Annotated in this window: 13 protein-coding genes; 5 read left to right on the top strand and 8 right to left on the bottom strand. The window is 38.1% G+C overall.

Features of this window, described 5'->3' with window-relative positions:
• Positions 1-193: 193 nt before the first annotated feature.
• From H514_RS0120730 to H514_RS0120710, 5 genes are all read right to left on the bottom strand, one after another.
• Complete coding sequence (locus H514_RS0120730; protein ID WP_027448688.1) at positions 194-1336, bottom strand: L,D-transpeptidase; 1143 nt, start codon at positions 1334-1336, stop codon at positions 194-196.
• A gap of 157 nt (positions 1337-1493) precedes the next feature.
• The gene (locus tag H514_RS23650) at positions 1494-3674 is read right to left on the bottom strand and encodes an ATP-dependent helicase (RefSeq protein WP_231566558.1); all 2181 of its coding nucleotides are present in this window, start codon (positions 3672-3674) and stop codon (positions 1494-1496) included.
• 83 nt (positions 3675-3757) lie between these two features.
• The gene (locus tag H514_RS0120720) at positions 3758-4477 is read right to left on the bottom strand and encodes a polysaccharide deacetylase family protein (protein ID WP_027448687.1); all 720 of its coding nucleotides are present in this window, start codon (positions 4475-4477) and stop codon (positions 3758-3760) included.
• Positions 4478-4629: 152 nt separating this feature from the next.
• Positions 4630-5868 (bottom strand): aminopeptidase, encoded by a 1239-nt coding sequence (locus tag H514_RS0120715; protein ID WP_027448686.1) that lies wholly within the window; start codon positions 5866-5868, stop codon positions 4630-4632.
• A 100-nt stretch (positions 5869-5968) separates the two neighbouring features.
• A complete protein-coding gene (locus tag H514_RS0120710; RefSeq protein ID WP_027448685.1) occupies positions 5969-6730 on the bottom strand; it encodes a class I SAM-dependent methyltransferase in 762 nt (253 codons plus the stop codon).
• A gap of 198 nt (positions 6731-6928) precedes the next feature.
• On the opposite strand from H514_RS0120710, the gene H514_RS0120705 reads away from it, so the two are divergent.
• The 3 genes from H514_RS0120705 (at position 6929) to H514_RS0120695 (ending at position 11517) form a co-directional block, all read left to right on the top strand.
• On the top strand, positions 6929-7540 hold the full coding sequence (locus tag H514_RS0120705; RefSeq protein WP_027448684.1) for a nitroreductase family protein: 612 nt from the start codon (positions 6929-6931) through the stop codon (positions 7538-7540).
• 335 nt (positions 7541-7875) lie between these two features.
• Entirely contained in the window at positions 7876-10608 is a 2733-nt protein-coding gene (locus H514_RS0120700; RefSeq protein ID WP_027448683.1) for a thermonuclease family protein, read from the top strand.
• A 120-nt stretch (positions 10609-10728) separates the two neighbouring features.
• Positions 10729-11517 (top strand): GNAT family N-acetyltransferase, encoded by a 789-nt coding sequence (locus H514_RS0120695; RefSeq protein ID WP_027448682.1) that lies wholly within the window; start codon positions 10729-10731, stop codon positions 11515-11517.
• A 76-nt stretch (positions 11518-11593) separates the two neighbouring features.
• Here the strand turns inward: H514_RS0120695 and H514_RS0120690 are convergent, their stop codons facing one another.
• Positions 11594-12448, bottom strand: a complete 855-nt coding sequence (locus tag H514_RS0120690; RefSeq protein WP_027448681.1) for an alpha/beta fold hydrolase — start codon at positions 12446-12448, stop codon at positions 11594-11596.
• Positions 12449-12957: 509 nt separating this feature from the next.
• On the bottom strand, positions 12958-13470 hold the full coding sequence (locus tag H514_RS0120685; RefSeq protein WP_027448680.1) for a hypothetical protein: 513 nt from the start codon (positions 13468-13470) through the stop codon (positions 12958-12960).
• 145 nt (positions 13471-13615) lie between these two features.
• Between H514_RS0120685 and H514_RS0120680 the strand changes: the two genes are divergently transcribed.
• On the top strand, positions 13616-14461 hold the full coding sequence (locus tag H514_RS0120680) for an STAS domain-containing protein (RefSeq protein ID WP_027448679.1): 846 nt from the start codon (positions 13616-13618) through the stop codon (positions 14459-14461).
• A gap of 111 nt (positions 14462-14572) precedes the next feature.
• Positions 14573-15079 carry a cupin domain-containing protein gene (locus H514_RS0120675; RefSeq protein WP_027448678.1) on the top strand — a complete coding sequence of 169 codons (507 nt, stop codon included), beginning with the start codon at positions 14573-14575 and terminating at the stop codon, positions 15077-15079.
• Positions 15080-15153: 74 nt separating this feature from the next.
• Here H514_RS0120675 and H514_RS23645 read toward each other — a convergent pair whose 3' ends face one another.
• Entirely contained in the window at positions 15154-16173 is a 1020-nt protein-coding gene (locus H514_RS23645; protein ID WP_036841944.1) for a class I SAM-dependent methyltransferase, read from the bottom strand.
• Positions 16174-16297: the final 124 nt, after the last annotated feature.

Here is a 16297-nt window from a genome sequence, read left to right as displayed (position 1 = left end):
TACCCGAGCGAATCCGTCGCTTACCCGAGCGAATCCATCGCCTACCCGAGCGAATCTGTCGCTTACCCAAGGGAATACTGTTCCTTCCCACGAGAACATAGCCCATAGCACTACTCAACAGCAACGGACTCCTCTCAGTTTCAAGTCTTCAACAATCCTGCCATAAAACTGAATAAGAGATTCTATAGAAGTACTAATGAAACCAATTAAACTCACGGAAAGGGTAGTTTTCTTGAGGAGAGGTGTTAGAAAGGACATTCGGATTCATTAAATTGGGTAACCCTTCCTTAAACATTGGGGGTTCTGGTTTGCCTGCTTGGACACTGAATGGGGTTCCGAGAGATACATAGGTGAACAAGGTTTCAATATCCTCATTATTCATACGTACACATCCCATGCTGACACTTTTCCCAATTGATGAAGGATCGTCAGTACCATGAATAGCATAATCGTTCTGCAATGCCAATCCTCTTGTCCCTAGAGGGCCACCCCCTCCATTGGGCTCAACCACCCTCATCTTCACCTCACTCTTGGTAAATGGTAGTGGCTTTTCTCCCTTTGCTATTTTATATAGAGCAAGATTCTCGCCAGAAGTTGTTGTAAGAGCTAGCTGATGAGTCTCTGGATAGAGGTGAAGCTCTAAAAGAGGAATGCCCTCGTCCGTTACCGGATTGGTTCCATCTGCAGTTAACTTAAAACCACCGGCATTCTTCGTATAAATGAGGTCATCAGGAATAAATGAAAGCCAATTATTCGGTGCATCTTGAATGAGTCTCTGATTTGTTTCCGGGAAAGACCCATTAGATTGACGATATCGCATAATAGCATTTTTTAGAACCATTTGTTTGATATCTGTTTCAGAATAAGTTTGAGGGGAGTTAGGTTGAAGTAGAGGAGAATTATTTTCATCATGAATAATAGTCTTCTCTTCTTTATAGAAATGATGTTCAACTTCATAGGAATGAATAAACTTTTGAAAAAGATAAATACCACACAATAACAGCAATATCATGAACAGAAGAAAAAGCAAGGTCATCCAAGCATATAACCCTAACATACTTGTGGCTTTCTGAGGCGGAAGTACTCTCTTAAAAGATGAATGCTTTCCTTCTTGTTTTAGTAATTTTTCCGCTTGAAAGCTCCCGTTCCTTGCAGCTTTGGATAGATAAGTTAAGTAGTTCTTTTCATGCCCCTTCATCTTCCATTCTAGTGCGTATTCATAAAGCTTTTGTCCATCTTTAGGTCGATATTTCACATATTTCTTCAAGAATTCAGGATCCTCTTTTGATAAGAAGATGTTTTTCTTCACCTCAAAAAGGTGCTCGTATTCTTTCAATGCTGTCACCTACCTTGTTGTTTAATGACGGATGCTATAAGTGTTCCCGAAAATATGTATATGCGTTTTTATGGTAGGTATGTTGGTAATATTAAAAAAGAGGATTCCCTGTAAAATCGGGGAATCCTCTTTTCTTTAAGAATTGAAAGGTTATGCATTATGACTCTCTATCCGCTCCCACTTTGGTTAGCTTTTTAAAGTTCCAGCTGATTGGTCGGGTAACCCCCATTTCTTCAAAATATACATGGTACACACGTTTACGCTCATCCACACTTTGCACTGTCCCTATTTGAAAAACAGGGTGCTCTACACGATCACCTTCTTCATATTTCGCTTCACGTTCACTGTTTGTTTGAATCCGCCTTGCCACTCGTATGACTTCACGGGCTTCTTGTTCCATTTCTTCTTCAATAACCCCAACTCTCTGATATAAACCTTCTTCAATTTCAAAGATGAACCGAGAAGGATACTTTTTCTGACCTCGTCCTGTAAATCCTTCTGATTCAGTAAGATACAATTCTTTTTCAGCTCTTGTTACAGCCACATAAGCTAAACGACGTTCTTCTTCAAGCGCATGCTCTTTACGATCACGTAACGACCGCTCATTTGGTAGAACACTTTCTGTCATTCCTACTAAGAAGACATACGGAAATTCCAAACCTTTTGCTGTGTGAATTGTCATCAGTTTAACCGAGTCCTTTTGGTCCTCCCGATCATTCTCTGTGTAAAGCGTGAGCATTTGAAGATAATACTCCAATGAAATATCCTCACCAATTGAACGCTCATACTGAACCACAGATTGTTGAAGTTCCATCAGATTATCTAACCGATCCTGATCTCCATCTTCTCGAATATATGCTTCGTAACCCGTAGCTTGTAATGTATCTTGCAAAAGGTCAGACACCGATAACTCTTCTCGCTTTAGTTTCATTGCTTCAATTGCTTCAAGGAATTCTCTCGCTTTCGTTCGTTGGAATATTTCATGATCCACATATCTTTGAAGCGTTTCATATAAGGATAACCCTTCTGCTTCAGCTCTTTCTTTCAGGAATTCAATTCGCTTTTTTCCAATTTGACGCTTAGGTGTATTAACAATCCGCAAGAATGATAAATCATCCCCAAATGCAATTAGACGTAGATGTGCGAGAGCATCTTTTATTTCTTTTCGCTCGAAAAATTTAAACCCTCCAAAGATGGAGTACTCAATATTGCTGTGAATAAGTTCTTGTTCAATAAAACGGGATAAATAGTTAGACCTGTAAAGAAGCGCGATTTCATTGTAGTTCACACCCTGCTTCTTTACGAGTGTCTGAATTCGTTCCACAATCCACTTGGCTTCTTCTTGTTCATTCTTCCCGTGATAGTGAACCACTTTCACTCCGGAAGGATGCTCTGTAAACATGCTTTTCTCAACACGAAGCTTGTTTTGCTGGATTAACGAGTTCCCAACAGATAGTATCTCAGGAGTCGATCGATAGTTTTGATTTAAGAAAATCGTTTGGCAGTCTGGAAACCATTGTTCAAAATTCACTATAAATTTTGGGTCAGCACCACGCCATTCATAAATTGTCTGGTCCGGGTCACCCACAACGAATAAATTCCCATGCTGTTCACTCAAAAGCTTTACGAGTTCGAACTGTTTAGATGAACTATCCTGAAATTCGTCAACTTGAATATAGTGCAACCGTTCCTGCCATTTAGCTAAAACTTTCTTATATCGTTGAAAGAGTACAAACGTAAAGTTGATTAAATCATCAAAGTCCAAACCAAATACACGTTTCTGTTTCTTTAAATACATGAGTAGGATTTTTCGGTCCTGATCTTCTATTTCAGCAGGGTCAATAACCTCATTAGGATTCATGAGTTGTTCAACATAACCTGTATCTACTTTCATGTCAGCAATCTTCTTTAAATTACGATTGAATTTACTATCATTTAATTTTAAACCTAATTCCTCATAGATCTCTCGTAGGATCGTCTTTTGATCCTCTGTGTCTAGTATGATGAAGTTTTTAGGGTATAAAAGGTGGTGAATATCTTCTCTTAAGACTTGGACACAAAATCCATGATAAGTAGAGATATACCCTGTATCCCTTTCTCCTCCTATTAGCTTCTTTACACGTCGCCTCATTTCTTGAGCTGCTTTATTTGTAAAGGTCACACAAAGAAGATTCGAAGGTTCAATCCCTAAATATTCTACCAAGTAAGCATAACGATTCGTGAGCGCACGTGTTTTCCCTGAACCTGCTCCTGCTATGACACGAATTGGTCCCTCTGTTGTGGTCACTGCTAGCCGTTGCATTTCATTTAAACCATCTAAAATAAGATCCTGTTCCAAAATGATTCCCTCCGCACAGAACGTTTGTTTGCATTCCATTATACACGAAACGGTGCTTCGATTGTAGAGAGTTCATTTCATGTTTATTTACGTTGATTTTCCAAAAGCTCAGATACGGTTTTAAAGGTGTATCCTTTTTTCCTTAAAGAATCCACCATTCCCTCAATCGCTTCAAGTGAATACTTTTCATCGTTATCATACATAACATGCATAAGGATGATGGAACCAGGTTCTATGTTATGGCTTACATGATCAATAATTTTTGTAGCATCTCCGGAAATATCAGCATAGGTATCAGGTTCTATAGACCACATAATCGTTTTTCGATCGGTGTTATTTAAGTATAGGGGCAATGTGAAAAGTTTTTTCCCATATGGCGGCCGAAAATGAATAGCCCCTTCATATCCTGCATTCCTAAGAAGTTCATCTGTTTTCTCAACTTCCTTACGAACCCATGAATAGGATTTCAACACCATTCGGTCATGTGAATAACTATGATTCCCCAACTCATGACCAGACTGGACTAATTCATCCAATTGAGCGGGAAACTTTTTCATCATATTCCCATTAAGAAAAAACGTAGCTTTCACATTTTTATTATCCAAAATTTGAAGAATCTCCTCTGTTTTTTCTGAGGGTCCGTCATCAAGCGTTAACGCTACTACTTTTTTCTCTGTATCTACTTTAGTAGTAAGATCTCCAGCAACCTGAAAACTACGTGCATTCATTAATTGATATAACCCAACTGCAGTTAAAAGTAGGATGACAAGAATACTTAATATGACATTAATGACTTTCCTCATCTTTCGCTCCTTTATTACATAGTGGCCTAGCACAATTTAGTTAGTTATGTAATGTATTCTACAAAATTCAACAATCTCCTCTTTTGCATGGGTGGGAATGGCTTCCACTAAAAAAACTGACCCTCTTAAAAAGAGAGTCAGTTTGCTTACTTTTAGTTAAAATCAATTGCCCAGTTTCCATCACGGAAAAGAGGCTCTTTTGTTCCATCTTCGGTAACGCCGTCAATGTCTAGCTCGCCAGACCCCATCATAAAATCGACGTGTACAAGACTGTTATTAACACCGTTTTTGTCTAGTTGCTCTTCATCCATGTCAGCTCCGCCTTTTACTGAACTTGGATAAGCTTTACCTAATGCAAGGTGGCAAGATGCATTTTCATCGTAAAGCGTATTGAAGAAGATTAGACCACTTTGTGAGATTGGAGATTTGTGCGGAACAATAGCCAACTCACCCAAACGACGTGCACCTTCATCCATATTTAATAGTTCTTGTAATGTTTCATAACCTTTTTCAGCTGAGAAATCCACAACTTTTCCTTCTTCAAAAGTAAGGGAGAAGTTTTCAATTAGATTCCCCCCATAACTTAATGGCTTCGTACTTGTTACGGTACCATTTACACCGTACTTATGAGGTAGTGTAAACACTTCTTCAGTTGGGATGTTTGCATTAAAGTTAATCCCATCTTCAGTAGGGGATGCGCCACCTTTCCACTTATGGCCCTCTGGAAGAGCGACTTCAAGGTCTGTTCCTGGAGCTTTGTAAATTAGTTTTTTGTACTGCTTTTGATTTAGATAATCTCTTGCTTGAGCTAGAAGTTCGTTATGTTCTTCCCAAGCTTTTAATGGGTCATCTTTATCAACACGAGTAATTGTGAAAATTTGCTCCCATAGCTTCGCTACAGCATCTTCTTCACTGTCATTCGGGAATACTTTTTGTGCCCATTCGGTATTTGGAATCGCAACGATGGACCAGCTAATTTTATCGTTCATGATGTATTTGCGGAAGTTCTTCATCGCTTCCCCAGCCGCTTTATTATAAGTAGCAATACGTGAAGAATCAATTCCATTTAGCAGGTCAGGATTCGTCGAACGAATAGAAAGTACAGCCGCTCCATTCTCTGCAAAATAATTTTGACGGTCCACTAACCATTGTGGAACTGTTTCAAGTACTTCTTGAGCTGCATTCTCGAAGAATAGACGTTGCATTGTGTCGTCTGTCCAATTAATATGTACTTGTTTTGCTCCAGCTTCATAAGCTTTTCGAGCTACAATTCTAGCAAACTCCGCTCCATCTACCGGGGCATTCATCATTAATGTTTGATTCTCTTGTAGATTAACCCCTGTGTGTATCGCAAGTTCTGCATATTTTTCTAACATGTCTGTTGATGGCATGATTCATCCTCCTTGGTAAATTTGAAAACTTTCAAATATTTCGTGTTACTAAATAGAATACCAAATCGTCCCCCATAATGTAAGGGGAACGCCTAAACCCTTACTTTTTTACAGCTTTAATAATGAATCGATGTGCATGAACATCAATATATCCCTGGTCTTCAATCATTCTATGAATGTGAAAGAGGTTGTCAAAATAACGATCGACTGAAAAATCTTCAATTTGCCAGGGAATTGCTTTTAGAAAATACACTATTGCACCGACATCATAAAAACGAGTGTATGGGAAGTATTCCTGTGATCCCTGTATTTCAAATCCAGACTTCTCCAGTTCTGCTTTTGCTGTATCTAACGACCAATTTCCATAACCAAAATCTTCATTTGCTCCTAGTAGATGGTTTAATTCAATGTTATCTTTTCCACCCACTTGTTGAGTAATAAACTGCCCACCTGATTCAATTATGCGGTACATTTCACTTGGCTGATAGGCTTCATGTCTATTCATCACTAAACCAAACATATGATCTTCAAAAGGAAGTTCATCTTCACCATCAGCCTCTACGACGTTCACACATAGTGGCTCCAACGTTTCTCTCGCAATTGGAACATTTGGTTCATACCCTTCTGTTGCATATAGTTCAGAGGGGAAAGGCTGCATTTTTGTAAGAAACTCTCCACCTCCAGTCCCCATATCCAAAGCTCTACGTGCCATACGAAAATACGGAAGAAGAACACTTGCGTAACTCCATGGCAAAGGTTCACTTGCAGAACGCCCCGTTCCAGATATATAAGAAAAATCCCAGCCTGAAAAAGGTTCCTCTGCTTCTTTTACCCATTGTTCAAACAATGTTGATTGATTCATATTCCCTCTCCTAACTGGATTTGTATTTCATTTTATTGTAATACGCTTATGGTAAAACTTACAGTAGTTCAAATCATTGAAGCGTTAAAATAAATTCGTTACAATAATCTGCGTGGAAAAAACATCCCGTTCCAAAAAATTTTATTATTTATCTCAATTTCAAAATATATAACCTGAATTGATTAAGGAGGCCATTACATGGACACAAAAATGTTAGAAACCATGCACAGACGTAATGGAACAAAAGAATTTGATAAGAATATAGCGATTACCCAAGAAGAACTAGAAGAAATCTTAAATGATTCAATTACAGCACCATCTTCTTTTAACCTACAACATTGGCATTTTCTAGTCTTTCATAATGATGAGGCTAAACAAAAACTTCTTCCAATTGCCTTTGGCCAGGAAAAAGTAACAGATGCTGCAGCTACGGTGGCAATCTTAGCTGATAAAGAAGCGAATCATAATATAGATGCGGCATTCGGTCCATTAGTTGAACAAGAAGTGATCACGAAAGATATGATGGAAAATATGCGCTCAACAATTAATAAAATCTATGAGAACGAAAAGGCTGCACACGATACAGCGCTAGTGAATGCTGGACTGGTTTCTATGCAAGTGATGCTAGCTGCAGAAGCTCGTGGCTACGACACTCTAGCTATGGGCGGCTTCTCAGGCGATAAACTGAAAGAAGAATTTAATATCTCTGATCGCTATGAACCTATTATGCTTATATCGATCGGAAAAGAAGCGTGGACACCAACTAAAACTCCACGCATGGGAATAGACCAAGTTTCTACTTGGGTTTAAACCATTGTGCTCCCATCCCGTGTTACCCGAATACTTCTCGACAAAATTCGAGGCAACACGGGATTTATTAAACTCTCTTTTTTTGGAAAAACACTCCTTTAGAATCATTTTTTGACTCCGCATTTTAATAATCTGTAATCCTCCTAAAATATCCCACAACTTTATACACATTATTTTCCTCTTATCACGAAACTTCCATGAGATTTTTTTCCTATTTCTTGTTTTCGACAAAGGACTTCCTTCCTTTAGGTGACGGTCGTTTGGAAATTTGTGCAAACTTTTCCAATGGAACATAATGAAAGCGAATCACAACAATTACACAAGGAGGAATTGCTTTGCACAAACCTAAACATCTATTCCGTTTGTTACTAGCTATGATTTTAGTTATTTCTGTGCTACCTATCACACCAAATGTTCAGGCAGAAGATCACAGTACATTGATCCTTTCTGAGTACATTGAAGGTAGCAGCTACAACAAAGCCCTTGAAATCTATAATGGTACAGGGGATGAAGTGGACCTAGAGGATTATACTCTTGTCCATTTTAACAATGGTGCTTCACAAGATCCTGACGACGGAGAATATGTAAATGTCCTTGATTTAGAAGGGACACTAGAGAATGACGAAGTACATGTTGTTGCACATGATGAAGCTAATGAGGATATCTTAGATGTAGCAGATCAAACAGGAAATACTTACTTTTACAGTTTTAATGGCGACGATGCTATTGTACTTTTTAAAGATTACGACGCTGATACACGACAAGGAACTGTTGTAGACTCCATTGGCAAAGTTGGTGAAGATCCAGGGTCTGCTTGGAACCAAAATCAGGTATCCACTCAAAATGCTACACTTGTTCGTAATCAATCCGTAACATCTGGAGATCAAGACCTCTATGATTCTTTTGATCCTTCTAGTGAATGGATTGCATTACCACAAGATACGATTTCTAATTTAGGTAAATACACAGAAGTCCAGGCTCCAGAACAAAAGGAACAATATACAGCAGTAGTCGACCGTGTTGTTGATGGAGATACTATTAAAATTCAAGATCCTATTCTCGGTACAACAACTGTACGTTACTTAAATATCGACACCCCAGAAACCTACCACCTAGACTCTTATGACCCATCTCTTGTCACACAAAATAAAGACCACTCACAAAAATACCATGGTGAACGCGCTACACAATATTTACAAAACCTTCTCGATTCAGGAGATGAAGTTCGTCTGAAATTAGGAGAAGAAGCTAAAGATGATTATGGACGCCTATTAGCTGAAGTGATTCGTAAAGATGATGGCGTGAATACGAACCTTAAAATGGTTGAACAAGGCTATGCTGTAACCTACTTTATTTATCCATTTGAATCAGATATGACATTCCTTACTTACCAACAAGCAACGAAACAGGCTGTTGAAAAAGATTATGGAATTTGGGACGATTCTACACCATTACTAGAGCTACCCTTTGAGTTCCGGGTGCGCGAACAAGATAAAGACTTCTCAAAATTCGTAGGGAACTATGAGACCGAAGAATATGTTCAACCAGAAAATTGGGATGATGTACCCGTTTATAAACGTGTCTTCTTCTGGACTGAAGAGGATGCTATAAAAGCTGGATATGATCCTAACTTTGATCGTGACCCACTTATCGCCGATGCTCGTTATGCTGATGAAGGTGACACGGTAACGGTAACTGGAACAGTTATTGCTAAAGACGAAGCTGGGTCGAAAACAAACTATTATATCCAAGATAAATCTGCAGGGATTGTCGTAAGAACGGATGATCTTGATGCTGAAATTGGAGAAGATATTGAAGCAACAGGTGAAACAAATGATTATTACGGTCTTCTTCAAGTTTTATCATCAGATGCTGAAGTTATTGGTCATGAAGGTGAATATAACACTCCTTCCCTTATTCAATCCTCAGAGATAGGCGAAGATCTAGAAAGCCAGCTCGTGATGCTTGAGGATGTAACAATTAATTCAGAAGATAGCTATAACAATTATGAAGCAAAAGATGCAAATGGAACATTCACCATTGATTCTGATCAGGAATTAGTAGAAGTTGACGAAACATATGCCCAGCTTATCGGCTATGTCGACTACAACAATGGTGAGTTCAAAGTAACTCCTCGATTCGAAGAAGATGTTGTAGATGAAATCGCAACGTCTGATATTGAAGATGTGAGAGATGCTGACTTAGGAACGTTAGTTAAAGTCGAAGGCATTATCACTGCAATGTTTGAAGCCGGTGGAAAAACAAACTACTTTATTCAAGATGAAACTGCTGGTCTAGTTGTTCGAGCTGAGGATATTAATGCAGAGATTGGCGACCAAATCGAAGCGAAAGCACGTACAGAAGAATATTTTGATCTTCTGCAACTACAACCTTCTCCTTCTAACATTGAGATTACAGATGAGGATGCAGGTGTACCTGAGCCAAAAAATATTGAATCTGATGACCTTGGTGAAGAACTAGAAGGACAGCTAGTTGAAATTGATGGTGTTCGGGTTACAAACGTGGACTCTCATCACAATTATACAGCTGAAGATGATGAAGGTACGTTTACAATTGATTCTGATCAAGACCTTGTCGATGTAGATCAAGAATATACAACCATAATTGGTGTTGTGGATTATAACTACGGTGAATACAAATTAACGCCACGCTTTGAAGAAGATGTTATGGCTAGAGATGAAGAGGACGAAGATCATGATGAAGACATAGATAAAGACATCTTCGGAGATTATCTAGATGGTGACGAATCACTCGATGATGTTAAAGACCATATTATTGACCTTTATGATAAGCTGTCTTCCGATGAATTAGCTGATCTTTTAGATGAAGAGCTTAGCGAATTCATTGAAACAAACGGTAATACTTCACAGCACATTGACTCTACTGTTCACCATATTATGAAATCCCTATCCAAACTGGATAAAGGAAATACTGATGTGGAAGAACGCAAAATCCACCATGAACTAGAAAAAATTATGAAAAAACACCATAAATCAAAAGAACACAAAGGGAATGGGAAAGCTAAAGGAAAAGGTAAAAGAAAATAAATAAATGGTAAGGTGTTGGATCCCAATAAACGGATCCAACACTTTTTATTTCTCCATTTACTTATTATGTTAATTTTGGTATTTTATAATAATATCTATCTATTAATAGGAGGCGTTCTTATGATTCGAAAGTTGACAGCAGAGGACCATGAGCAAACAATGAACTTACTAAACGAGGCACCTGCTGAGAACTTATTTATACTTGGAGATATTGAAGCTTTTGGATATGAGCAAGACTTCCAAACTTTATGGGGAGATTTCGATGAAGATGATTCATTAAGAGCAGTAATGCTAAAATACCAACAAAACTTCATTCCGTATGCTCCAGGGTCCTTTGATGCTCAAGGTTTTGCGGAGGTCATTAACAGTAGTACGAATTTCAAAGAATTATCTGGTTTAGATAGAGTTTCATCACAAGTACACCCCTACATAAAGCACGACTTAAGAAAGAAAAGGAAGTTATTTTATGCTAAATGTGACCATAACAAAGAACTTGAATCTCCTGACCTTCATACGAACGTAAAACTAGCTAACGAACATGATATTGATCAAATCATTCAGCTACATAGTCAAATCGATGAGTTTGTTACAAATGAGTCCCACGAGGAAATGAAGCGCAATATGGAAAAAGGAATTACAAGAACGTATTTTATGAACGACAATGGAGTGATGGTTTCTGCCGCGTCCACCGCTGCTGAAAATTCAAAATCAGCCATGGTTGTTGGCGTATGTACATTAAATGATTACAAACGAAAAGGCTATGCTTCTCAATGTATGTCTAAACTATGTTATGACGTTTTATCAGAGGGAAAAGAACTGTGCCTCTTTTACGACAACCCTGATGCAGGAAAGATTTATAAACGCTTAGGATTTAAAGAAATCGATCATTGGACGATGTTTTTATACTAATTGGTTCCAACAAAGATTCCTATCACCTTATATGAAAAGAACCGTGTTGTACCTCGAAGTGCACAACACGGTTCTTTTATACTTTTATAGTCTCAGTCGGAATTTGTTTTAGAAAGGAGCTTACTGCTTGACGGAAAGCTTTTTGATTTTCTATGTAGGGATGATGTTTACCTTCTAGAATCTCAACGGTCTGATTTGGAAACTGAAATCTATGATAGTGCTCAGGTCCAACTACATGGTCCTCTCTTCCACTCATTACAAGTGTCGGTGCATCTACATATTTTGTGTAACACGAGCAATCCATTAAAAATTCCTTCTTAGATAGGACTGACCTTTGAAAGGCTGGGTCCCCTCCTAGTTCCCCATCAACTGATTTTAGTTGATATGTACCTTTTTGAGTATCCACGAATTGTAATGTATCGTATTTTCCCTCACTTCTTAGTTTCCCGGCTACACATGAAAAGGTTTGTAAAACTCCTTCAGTACTTTGAGGGATTTGTATATCTTCCCCAAGAAGTTCTAACCCTTTTTGGGTTTGGTGAGCTAACGAATCCACTAAATCAACTGTACAGTTCGATAACAATAACCCTTTCACACGTTCAGGAAAACGATAAGCATAGTGAACCGCCAACGTGCCTCCGAATGAATGCCCCATCACAAGCCATTCATCTATCTCTAATCTACGTCGAACATCTTCTAAATCTAATATTAGACGATCTATCGAGTAATCATGACTGGGTTCATGATCCGAACGGCCACATCCACGTTGATCCAAATAAATCATTTCTAATTCTTCCTCTAAATAAGGGCCTGCATAATGCTCAAAAGAATAACTCCAATACCCTGGACCACCATGTAAAAACAGACAAGGTATCCCCTTGCCCTTACGTGTGACATGTAATGAAACACCATCTTGCACTTCCACGATCATTTGATAAGACTCCTTTCCAATCTTCCAACAAATCCAACTGACCTAAAATTTATGTATTAAAAAACTGTGTAATAAACGCAACTTTAATACCTATTTCTACATTTCTGATCTATTTCCTTCCAATTAAGTCTAAAAATACATAATTAATAAAATAGACCATGAAATTTCCATAATAAAAAGACTAGTTTCTCTGTAATCGAGAAACTAGTCTTTTTATTTGAGAGTGGTTTTGACAGTATATCGGAGTCATTTACAATGCACATGGGGAAATGGGATTTTAAATGGACTTCCAATTCTAACAGGGGAGCCGTCGAACGAACTTTCTTACATATATAACGGATCGTGGACACGGAGTAACAAAGTCAAAGGAATTATCGATCACATCATCTTTTTACGAAAGGGGGGATTCGACGGCTCATATAGGTAAAAGGCGGTCAATTACGTTTGACCTCTGTTAATGTACCAATTTGAAAATGCTTTCGTAAACACTTATTTTTAGGTAATTTTTGTTAGTCACCACGGAAGACACGCTTAAGTAACCCTGGATCTTGAATATCGCGAGGCATCTTTATCTCGAAAACCTTCCACGTCTTGTTTTCTCTCCCCCACTTTACCTCGAAAGGGACTTCCACACGTTTTTCATCTACTAAAATGACAGTTTGGAATTGAGTATTATAAATATCTACTTTTTCTTTTTGAATAGAAAAGTCTTTATCTTGTTCTTCATAAGAAGGAATTTCGAGTAGCTCATATCGATCTAGATGATCAAAATAAGTATCCCACAAAGTTAAATAATTTTCTTTATTAATCGTACTGGAAACATATTCATCATAAAGTTCACGTTCATTAGTCTCAAAGACATCCTCTATGAGATTAGTAAATCTATTATAAAGCTCTCTTTTTTCTTCCTCTTTAACAGATGGATTCCCTACATTCATTAACTGCAAAACCATATATAGTAAGATAGCCAAAATAAAAATGACTCCATAAACTTTCCCATCTTTGGTTGAAAACAGCTTCATGTTACCTTCCTTTCTGTGATATTTAACACATTCTCTATGTCTTTTCCACTTTTTATATGTGTTAATAGCACATTCAATGCCGTCTATCCCTTTTTCTATAAAAATGTATTCGGTATGATAGGGATAGACTGTTGGAGGTGAGCGTTTGGAACAAAATCAAAAATTATACGAATTCATAACAAATCATGCAGAAGAAATTACAGACGAATGGTTACGTAAAGTTAAAGTCGGACGTGAAACAAAGTATTCGAGAGAAACACGTGAGCACGGTGAACAAGAAGCATTGGATCAGTACAAAGACATCACGTACTCCATCGCGAATATTTTCATATCTAAGAAAGTGAACCCAACTGATGAAATTCAAGATTGGGCACAGAATATTTCTGAAAAGCGCGTTGCTGAGCAAACACCTATACATGAAACGCTCCAAAACTTCAAAACATATCGAGTGGTTCTTTGGAATAGAATGAAAGATTTCTTTCAAGATGCACCAGTTGATTTAGAGCATATTTTACGCTGGACAGAGCTTCTTCAAGAAGCCTATGATTATATGGTGCTTCAATTCACTGAACACTACTATAAGACAAACATCAAGCAATTACATGCTCAAGAGCAACTTATTAATGAACTAAGCTCCCCAGTCATTCCGATTACGAATGAAGAAGCAATCCTCCCTTTAATCGGTGATTTAGATAGAAAAAGAATTTCTAATATACAATCAACGACTTTAGAACGTTGCAGCCAACATTCATATGAGAGAATCTACTTAGATATGTCAGGTGTAGAAAGCATTGATACTATTGTAGCACACCACCTATTTCAATTAATTCAATCACTAGAACTACTAGGCGTCACATCCGTTATTTGTGGAATGAATCCTAAAGTAGCTCAAGTTGCTATTCAACTAGGAATCGACTTCACTCAAATTCCGATTAAAAGTACACTCTCTCACGCACTTGATGAGTTGGGATCAAAGCAAGTCCAAAATTGATCAAACGTTTGTTCAATTTTATTTGAACCCAATCCTCCTTCCTAAAATCGTTTAATAAGGCTGCTAAAAGGGTAGCGTTAGAAAGAAATGGAAGGGGGCCATAGATTGACTATGAAAGAACCAGAATACTTAGCATATGTATTCCGCGATGATGGTGAAATACCAAATAATGAAATACTTCCTTTAGTCATATATCCGGGTATTTTAAATGATTTTATAGATCGAATGAATAAAGTTTTCCTACGCAAAGGATGGGACGGAATCTGGATAGGATCTGTTTTTAATTATCATCATTACCATAGCACAGCGCATGAGGTTTTAGGAGTTGTAAGTGGGCATGCTACGATTCAATTCGGCGGCAAACATGGACATGAGATCGATGTAAGTCCAGGTGATGTAGTAATGATTCCAGCTGGCGTTGGACACAAAAACAATGGATCGACCCAGGACTTTCGAGTTGTGGGTGGCTATCCTGAAGGACAAGATAGAGATTTATGTACTGGAAATCCATCTGAGCGACCTGAAGTATTACACAATATCCGAGCAGTTCCACTCCCCACCACTGATCCTGTATTTGGTGAGGAAGGAAAATTACTTGATTTGTGGGCAATTAGATAAGAGATAGTCCTAAACTTGCGTTAGGGCTATTTTTTATGGATTAGGAATGAAAAGAAGCCTAATCTCAAATGAGGTTAGGCTTCTGGATTTCTAATCGTATATTCAACTTGTGGGGATAACCAGAAAGCATACCAGCCACCTTCTTTAACTATAGGATCCCAAGCAGTTAAGGAGAGGCCAGCAGATGTCGCCATATCATGTATTTCTACTTCACTTGGAAGGGGATGAAGGTTAGAGTGAGCTGTAAAGAAGCTATTGAATGCCGAAGAAAAAGCCTGACCTTCCTCCGCTTCATCAATTGGTGTAATAACTGATATCATACCTTCCCCTTCTAATAAAGCAGATAAATGGTTTAATAGATCAAGACGTTCTGACTGTTCAAGGTAATGAAATAGATTATGGAGAAGAATCAAATCAGCCTTATCACCGTCAGGTTCCCAAGATGATGCATCCCCAACGATAAATTGAATATTTTCATAGTCTGCTGATTCTTCTTTAGCACGTTGGATTACACGTTCATTTACATCTACCCCTACCATTTGAATGTTTGGAAATGCTTCAGCAAGCTTACGAAGATAACCTCCATGGCCACACCCCAGGTCTATAATTCTCGAAACATTTTTCTCTCTAACCATCTTTTTTATTCGGCGAATCGAAAATTGTTCTAATAGAGTCGAGGTTTCAGCAACCACTCCTCCAAATTTCTCGTGATTAAACTGTGCACGATCTCCTGATTTCATATATTGAGGATAGGATAATAGAGTTGGAATGTGAAGCTCCATCATTTCTTTCAAAAGAGCTCCAATCCCATTTTGTCCTTCTTCTAAAAATTCTCCACAGTGTTTTTTTGATGTACGATACCTACCACCCGTTCGTTTACGTAAATGGTTAATGGACGAACCTACATCAACCCAACGTTGAAGCAAGTCTTCTTTTACACCTAGTTCTTTAGAGACTTCCATAACCGTTTTAGGTTTTTCAAAGCTCTTAAATAACCCTAATTCATCACCTACATATGCATGCCAGGTTTGTAGGAATGCCTCGTTGTTTTTCATCCAATTCCTTGCACGCCATGCTTTTTGTAAATCTTTCATGCCATCACTCCTCTTTGTACTGTGCCTCCGATAAGAGCTATATTCTCTTTTATGTAGTATTTTAAGACTATTCCACCCCTTCATTCGCACGAAACTTATGCATGTTTTAGGTAGTACAAAAATC

This window comes from Pontibacillus marinus BH030004 = DSM 16465 (assembly GCF_000425225.1).
Taxonomy (GTDB): Bacteria; Bacillota; Bacilli; order Bacillales; family BH030062; genus Pontibacillus; species Pontibacillus marinus.
This window is presented reverse-complemented; position numbering and strand designations above follow the sequence as displayed.

Coding starts and splice junctions, on each gene's coding strand:
- H514_RS0120720 (WP_027448687.1), bottom strand. CDS start 4,477: ATGAGGAAAGTCATTAATGTCATATTAAGTATTCTTGTCATCCTACTT.
- H514_RS0120715 (WP_027448686.1), bottom strand. CDS start 5,868: ATGCCATCAACAGACATGTTAGAAAAATATGCAGAACTTGCGATACAC.
- H514_RS0120710 (WP_027448685.1), bottom strand. CDS start 6,730: ATGAATCAATCAACATTGTTTGAACAATGGGTAAAAGAAGCAGAGGAA.
- H514_RS0120705 (WP_027448684.1), top strand. CDS start 6,929: ATGGACACAAAAATGTTAGAAACCATGCACAGACGTAATGGAACAAAA.
- H514_RS0120695 (WP_027448682.1), top strand. CDS start 10,729: ATGATTCGAAAGTTGACAGCAGAGGACCATGAGCAAACAATGAACTTA.
- H514_RS0120690 (WP_027448681.1), bottom strand. CDS start 12,448: ATGATCGTGGAAGTGCAAGATGGTGTTTCATTACATGTCACACGTAAG.
- H514_RS0120685 (WP_027448680.1), bottom strand. CDS start 13,470: ATGAAGCTGTTTTCAACCAAAGATGGGAAAGTTTATGGAGTCATTTTT.
- H514_RS0120675 (WP_027448678.1), top strand. CDS start 14,573: ATGAAAGAACCAGAATACTTAGCATATGTATTCCGCGATGATGGTGAA.
- H514_RS23645 (WP_036841944.1), bottom strand. CDS start 16,173: ATGAAAGATTTACAAAAAGCATGGCGTGCAAGGAATTGGATGAAAAAC.